This window comes from Alistipes sp. CAG:268, assembly GCA_000434235.1.
Taxonomy (GTDB): Bacteria; Bacteroidota; Bacteroidia; order Bacteroidales; family Rikenellaceae; genus Alistipes; species Alistipes avistercoris.
Map to the genome: position 1 here is coordinate 25,157 of FR892019.1, position 6,944 is coordinate 32,100.

Here is a 6,944-nt window from a genome sequence, read left to right on the forward strand (position 1 = left end):
CATTCTGGCCGGATACTACATCCTCGGATTCTCGATCTACTCGTCGATCCTGCTGGCGGGTCTCTTCGCCTCGCAGACGCTCATCGCCTACCCGATCGTGAACAAGCTCGGCATCGCCCGCGACAAGGCCGTGACGATCGCCGTCGGCGGCACGGTCATCACCGACACGCTCGCCCTGCTGCTGCTCACCGTGATCGTCGGGATGGCCACCGGCAACGTGGACGACACGTTCTGGTGGAGGCTCGGCATTTCGGTGCTGGTCTGCATCCTCATCATCGTCGTGCTCTTTCCGATCATCGCCCACTGGTTCTTCAAGCTGTGCAGCGACAACGTCTCGCAATACATCTTCGTGCTGGCAATGGTCTTTCTCGGCGCCTTCCTGGCCCAGCTGGCCGGACTGGAACCGATCATCGGGGCATTTCTCTCGGGCCTTGCGCTCAACCGGCTCATCCCCAAGACATCACCGCTGATGAACCGCATCGAGTTCGTCGGCAACGCCATCTTCATTCCCTTCTTCCTGATCGGCGTGGGCATGCTCATCGACTACCGTGCCTTCTTCCGCGACTGGGAGAGCCTCGAGGTGGCGGCCGTCATGATCGCCCTGATCACCGTGGCGAAATTCATCGCCGCCTGGCTCACGCAGAAGAGCTTCCGGCTGTCGAAGGACCAGCGTACTGTCATCTTCGGACTGAGCAGCGCCCACGTGGCCGCCACGCTCGCCGCCGTCATGGTGGGCTACAACGTCATCCTGGGCCATACGCCCGACGGTGAGCCGATCCGTCTGCTGAGCGAGAGCGTGCTCAACGGCACGATCCTGATGATCCTGGCCACATGCATCGTCTCGACCTTCGCCACGCAGCGCGGTGCCCACAACATCGCCGTGAAAAACGCGCTGCAGACGAACGATGAGGAGAAATCGCGCCCCGAGGAGCACATCCTCATCCCCGTAGCCAACGAACAGTCGGTAGACGAACTCGTCGGCCTCAGTGCCACGATCAAGCGCGCCAAGGAGCCGAACGGGCTCTATGCGCTGCACGCCATCGATAACCGGGTGGACGATCCCAACATGGAGAAGCGGGCCCGCAAGCTCCTCGACGGGGCGGCAAAGACCGCCGCCGCCGGCGACCTCTACCTGCAGCAGCTGCTCCGCTACGACGTGAACATCGCAAATGCCATCGTCAGCACGGTGCGCGAACGGAACATCACCGACATCGTACTGGGCATGCACCAGCGAACCCCCGGCTCCACGGCGCTGCCCGCCATTCCCGGAATCCCGGGCATTCCCGGCACGTCGGGGCCCGGCATCGGAAAGATGGTGACCGACGTGCTGTCGCAGAGCAACGTCACCACCTTCATCTACAGCCCGGCCCAGCCGCTCTCGACCATCAAGCGCCACCTGGTCATCGTCCCGCCCGGCGCCGAGAAGGAGGCCGGATTCCAGATGTGGCTGCAGCGCATCCGCCAGCTGGCCCGCAATACCGGGGCGAAGGTGGCCTTCTTCGCCTCCGACGCCACGCTCCAGCACATCCGCCCGCGCCGCGAACGGAAAGCCCCGGCCAACATCGGCTTCGTCCCCTTCGACCGCTGGGACGACCTTCCGTCGCTCGAGCACGACCTGCGCGACGACGACTGTCTGTGGTTCGTCATGAGCCGCCGCGACCGGGTATCGTACCACCCGGCGATGAGCCGCATCCCGGGCTACCTCGAGCAGGTGTTCGCCGGCTACAGCGCCGTGCTGGTCTACCCCGTACAGGCCGGCGCCACGGACCGCTACCTCTGATGCACGGAGGTCCGGACGTGCGGGGATTTCGGCAAATTGCGCGAAAAATTTTTCAGCCTCGCGGATTTGCGTTATCTTTGCGGGACGGCACTATGCCCTAACATTTAAAACAGACTGGTACAGACATGAGCCTCGTAGCAATCGTAGGACGCCCGAACGTCGGCAAATCGACCCTCTTCAACCGCCTGGTCGGCGAACGGAAGGCGATCGTGGACTCCACGGCCGGAACCACCCGAGACCGCCATTACGGCAAGACGGACTGGAACGGCAAGGAGTTCTCCGTGATCGACACGGGCGGATACACCGTCAATTCCGACGACATTTTCGAAGACGAAATCCGCCGGCAGGTGATGCTGGCCATCGACGAGGCGGACGTCATCCTCTTCCTGGTGGAGGTCTCCACGGGAATCACCGACCTCGACATGTTGATGGCCGACATCCTGCGCCGCACCACGAAGAAGGTGATCCTCGTCTGCAACAAGGTGGACAACAACGACCAGATCTTCTCCTCGCACGAGTTCTACGCCCTCGGGCTGGGCGACCCCTTCTGCATCAGCTCGATGACCGGCAGCGGAACGGGCGACCTGATGGACGCCATCCTCGAGGCGCTGCCCGCCGACACGACGGCCGAAGAGGAGGAGGACCTGCCCCGCATCACGGTTGTGGGACGCCCCAACGTCGGCAAGTCGTCGCTCACGAACGCCCTGCTGGGCGAGGAGCGCAACATCGTCACCTCGATCGCCGGAACCACGCGCGACTCGATCCATACGCGCTACAACAAGTTCGGCATGGACTTCTACCTGGTCGATACGGCCGGCATGCGCAAGAAGGGCAAGACGATGGAGGACCTGGAGTTCTACTCGGTGATGCGGTCGATCCGCGCCATCGAGAACTCGGACGTCTGCATCCTGATGCTCGACGCGCAGCAGGGGCTTGAGTCGCAGGACCTGAACATCTTCAACCTGATCGTCCGCAACCGCAAGGGGTGCGTCATCGTGGTGAACAAGTGGGACCTGATCGAGAAGGAGAGCAACACGATGAAGGAGTGGACCGAGTTCCTGAAGAAGAAGCTCGCACCGTTCAACGACATTCCGATCATCTTCACCTCGGTGCTCAACAAGCAGCGTATCTTCGACGTGCTGCAGACTGCCATCCGCGTGCACCAGTCGCGCCGGCGCCGCATCTCGACCTCCGAGCTGAACGACTTCCTGCTGCCGCTGATCGAGAACTACCCGCCTCCCGCAACAAAAGGCAAGTACATCAAGATCAAGTACGTGACCCAGCTCCCGACCCCCACGCCGCAGTTTGCCTTCTTCGTCAATCTGCCGCAGTATATCAAGGAGCCCTACCGCCGTTTCCTGGAGAACAACATCCGCGACCACTGGGACTTCTCGGGAGTTCCGATGCAGATCTATTTCCGACAGAAGTAGCTCCCGACGCGGAAGGCGTTCCGCAGGCCGGAAGCACCCGGCAAACCATACGGAAGAGGCCCCCGACAATCGGGGGCCTCTTTCTCGTATCGCTTCCGGGGGAAGGTCACTGCTGGAAGTTGCGGCTGGCTCGGAGCAGATGGCGCAGCGAGGAGATGATCTCGAGCGACTCCTGCAGCAGGTTCAGGTAGACCAGCGACACGTTGATGCTGCTGTTCTCCTCCTGGATGCGGTCCATCTGGATGCGCTGCAGTTCCACGAGCCGCGCCCGCACGGCCTCGCTCTCGGCAAGCAGGTCGTCCATCGCCCCGTACTCGCCGGCCCGGACCGCATGGCCCGCCCGCTCGAGCAGCGCCACAACCCGGTCGCGCACCGGGAGGAACTCCCCGGCACAGGCCGCAGGCAGCGGGTTGAAGTTGTTGTCCACATGCTCGCGGCACAGGTCGTTCATACGCTTGAGCGCATAGTGGAACTGGATGCAGCAGTTGCTGCCCAGGTGGAACCACATGTTCTTCTCGATCGCCGTATTGCGGTTGATCCGCCGCATGCCGATCATCTCGCGCCGCCGGACCTTGCGCAGCATCTCCTTCTTCCGATCGACCTGCTGCGCGACTCGGCGCAGGGCCCGCCGGTCCTCGCCGACAAAACCGTCGGTAACAGCGCGGTAGTTTCCCGCCGTATAGTCCAGCATGTCGGAGAGTGTGCCGCTCACGTGGCGGCGCAGCAGGTTCCAGACCTCGGTCTTGTCCTTCTCGACAAGGATCCGTTTGAAGAGGTCGTCCTCATGCTCGCTGCGCAGTTTGCGGCGGTAGCGGATGTTGCTGTGGACAAGCAGGGCGGCCGCCAGAAGGATCAACGCAACCATCACCACCGTACCTCCATAGTACATCGCCAGCGCGACGAAAAAGCAGGCCGTAAAGGCGACACCGGCCGTGATGAACCACCCGCCGATGACCGACAGCACGCCCGTGATGCGGAACACGGCGCTCTCACGTCCCCAGGCACGGTCGGCAAGCGACGTACCCATGGCCACCATGAACGTGACGTAGGTGGTCGAGAGAGGCAGCTTCAGCGACGTACCGAGTGCGATCAGCAGGCTGGCCAGCAACAGATTGACCGAAGCGCGCACCAGGTCGAAGGCCGCACCGTCGGCCAGCACGGCCTCGTCCTGCGAAAAGCGGGCGTTGATCCAGGCCCGCATGCGCGGCGGCGTGATGTTCGAAAGCGTCTGCGCCAGCGACATCGACGTGCGGACGATGCTCCGCGCCACGGCCGACGAGCCGAACATCTCCTCGCCCTCGTCCTGGCGCGACAGATCGACCGAGGTCTTGATGACCTTCTGCGCCTTCTTCGACGTGCAGAGCGTCCAGACCATGATCACACCCGCCGCGGCCAGGAAGAGGAACGGCGTACGGGCCGGTTCGTTGAGCGACGACATCAGGTAGGTATCGCTGCCCGCACCGTGGGCCGCATAGTCCAGATAGGAGTCGTAGCCGGCCAGCGGCACTCCGATGAAATTGACCAGGTCGTTGCCGGCAAAGGCCAGGGCCAGGGCGAAGGTCCCGAGCAGGACGACCACCTTGAAGACATTGACCCGCAGCCAGTGCAGCACCTGCATCAGCAGGGTGAAGCCCACCAGGCAGCAGCCGGCGATCAGGGTGCCGTGGGCGGCGATCCACGCCTTGGCCCCGGAGGTCATGAACGTCGTGTCCTTGACGCCCTTGATCAGCATGAAGTAGACGATCGCAGTCGATGCGATACCCCCGAACAGGCCGATCGTCCACTTGAGCCGCTCCCGGTAGCGGAACGTAAAGACCAGACGGGCGAGCCACTGCACGACCATACCGAAAAAGAAGGCAATCGCCACCGAGAGGAAGATGCCCATGATGACCGAAAGGGCCTTCTCCGTATTGAGGTAATCGGCGAAGTGCATGCCTTCGGTCCCGGCCATCTTCACCAGCGTGAGGGCAAACGTACCGCCCAGCAGCTCGAATACCATCGATACGGTGGTCGAGGTCGGCAGGCCCAGCGTGTTGAACACGTCGAGCACGAGCACGTCGGTGACCATCACGGCCAGGAAGATGCAGACAAGCTCCTGAAAGAAGAATTGCTCGGGACGGAAGATTCCGTGGCGGGCAATCTCCATCATGCCGTTGGACATCAGCGCTCCGCAAAGAATGCCCGTGGCCGCGATCCACATGATCACACGGTAGGGCGCCACCTTGGCGCCGACGGCCGACGAAAGGAAATTCACCGCATCATTGCTCACGCCGACCACCAGGTCGAAGATCGCGAGCAGAAAGAGGAACAGGATGATTCCGAAGTAGACAGTTTCCATGATTTATTCCAATTGGTCGCGCAAAGATGCCCACCGGGTGTTTCGGATCGTTTTCCCGGATGTTAAATTTCAGTTACACCGGCCGCTTTCACCGAATCGTAACACGCATGTCGCCGCTTCGAAAAAAAGGTCGCGTTCTTTTGTCGCGTCCTAAACGAAGACACTCATGTCTGAAACACACCATTACAAGACCATCGTGATGTCGGACATCCACCTCGGATCGAAATGGTCGAAGGCCAAGGAGGCCAACCGCTTCCTGAAATACCACACCTGCGACACACTGATCCTCTGCGGCGACATCATCGACGGATGGGAACTCATCCGGGGACGGCGCGAAAAGTGGAAACGCCGCCACACGAACTTCATCAGCCGCCTGCTCGAGATCCAGCACGACACGCACATCATCTACCTGCGCGGCAACCACGACGACTTTCTCGACCGCGTCCTGCCGCTCCGTTTCGCCAACATCACCGTGCTCAGGGACTACATCCACATCAGCGGATCGCAGCGTTTCTACGTGCTGCACGGCGACGTGTTCGACCACGTCACCTCGTCGATGAAGTGGCTGGCCAAGATCGGCGACGTGGGCTACTCGGCGCTCATGTGGTTCAACCGCATCTACAACCGGCGGCGCCTCAAACGGGGGCTGCCCTACTACTCCGTCTCGCAGAAGATCAAACAGAAGGTCAAGGCCTCGGTCTCCTACATCAGCGACTTCGAGAAGCACCTGGTGGAGATCGCCGCACAGAAAGGCTGCAACGGTGTGATCTGCGGGCACATCCACCAGGCCGACAAACGCATGATCGGCAACATGCTCTACCTCAACTCGGGCGACTGGGTCGAATCGCTCACCGCCCTGGCCGAGGACTACGACGGCAATTGGGAGATCCTCCGCTACGACCCCGAAAAATAGAGACCCGATGCGTTACCTGTTCGCCATTCAGGGAGAAGGGCGCGGTCACCTGACCCAGGCCCTCTCGCTTGCCGGCATCCTCCGCCGCAACGGCCACGAGGTGGTCGGCATTCTCGTCGGACGCAGCCCCGAACGGAGGCTCCCCGACTTCTTCTTCGAGCGCATCGGCGCCCCGGTCACCGAATTCGAAGCCCCGCGTTTCGCCTTCGACCGCTGCAATCGGAGCGTCAGCATGTTCCGCACACTCCTGGCCAATGCCGTCCCCCGGCGGCTCAAGGCCTTCGACCGCAGCATGCGGCTGATCCGACGCCGGATCGAGGAGCTGCAGCCCGACCGGATCGTGAACTTCTACGAACTGCTCACGGGGCTGACCGTCCGCCGCTTTGCGATCCGGATCCCGATGACCGGCATCGCCCACCAGTTTCTGCTCAACCACATTCTCTACCCCTACGGACGCGGAACCGGAATCCAGGGATTCCTGCT

5 protein-coding genes are annotated in these 6,944 nt (G+C 62.1%); 4 read left to right on the plus strand and 1 reads right to left on the minus strand.

Going from position 1 to position 6,944, the window contains the following annotated elements:
- Positions 1-1,780, plus strand: a 1,780-nt coding sequence (locus tag QZL63_RS09745) for a cation:proton antiporter (protein ID WP_290586778.1), incomplete at its 5' end; no start/stop codon positions are given.
- Between the two features lie 125 nt (positions 1,781-1,905).
- Positions 1,906-3,210 carry a ribosome biogenesis GTPase Der gene (der, locus tag QZL63_RS09750; protein ID WP_022309118.1) on the plus strand — a complete coding sequence of 435 codons (1,305 nt, stop codon included), beginning with the start codon at positions 1,906-1,908 and terminating at the stop codon, positions 3,208-3,210.
- A 106-nt stretch (positions 3,211-3,316) separates the two neighbouring features.
- On the opposite strand, the gene QZL63_RS09755 is transcribed toward der, so the two are convergent.
- Positions 3,317-5,548, minus strand: a complete 2,232-nt coding sequence (locus tag QZL63_RS09755; RefSeq protein WP_022309119.1) for an inorganic phosphate transporter — start codon at positions 5,546-5,548, stop codon at positions 3,317-3,319.
- A gap of 166 nt (positions 5,549-5,714) precedes the next feature.
- Here QZL63_RS09755 and QZL63_RS09760 point away from each other — a divergent pair, with 166 nt between their 5' ends.
- Entirely contained in the window at positions 5,715-6,461 is a 747-nt protein-coding gene (locus tag QZL63_RS09760) for a UDP-2,3-diacylglucosamine diphosphatase (RefSeq protein WP_022309120.1), read from the plus strand.
- Positions 6,462-6,468: 7 nt separating this feature from the next.
- Positions 6,469-6,944 (plus strand): glycosyltransferase family protein (locus QZL63_RS09765; RefSeq protein ID WP_290586781.1); only part of this gene is annotated, 476 nt, incomplete at its 3' end.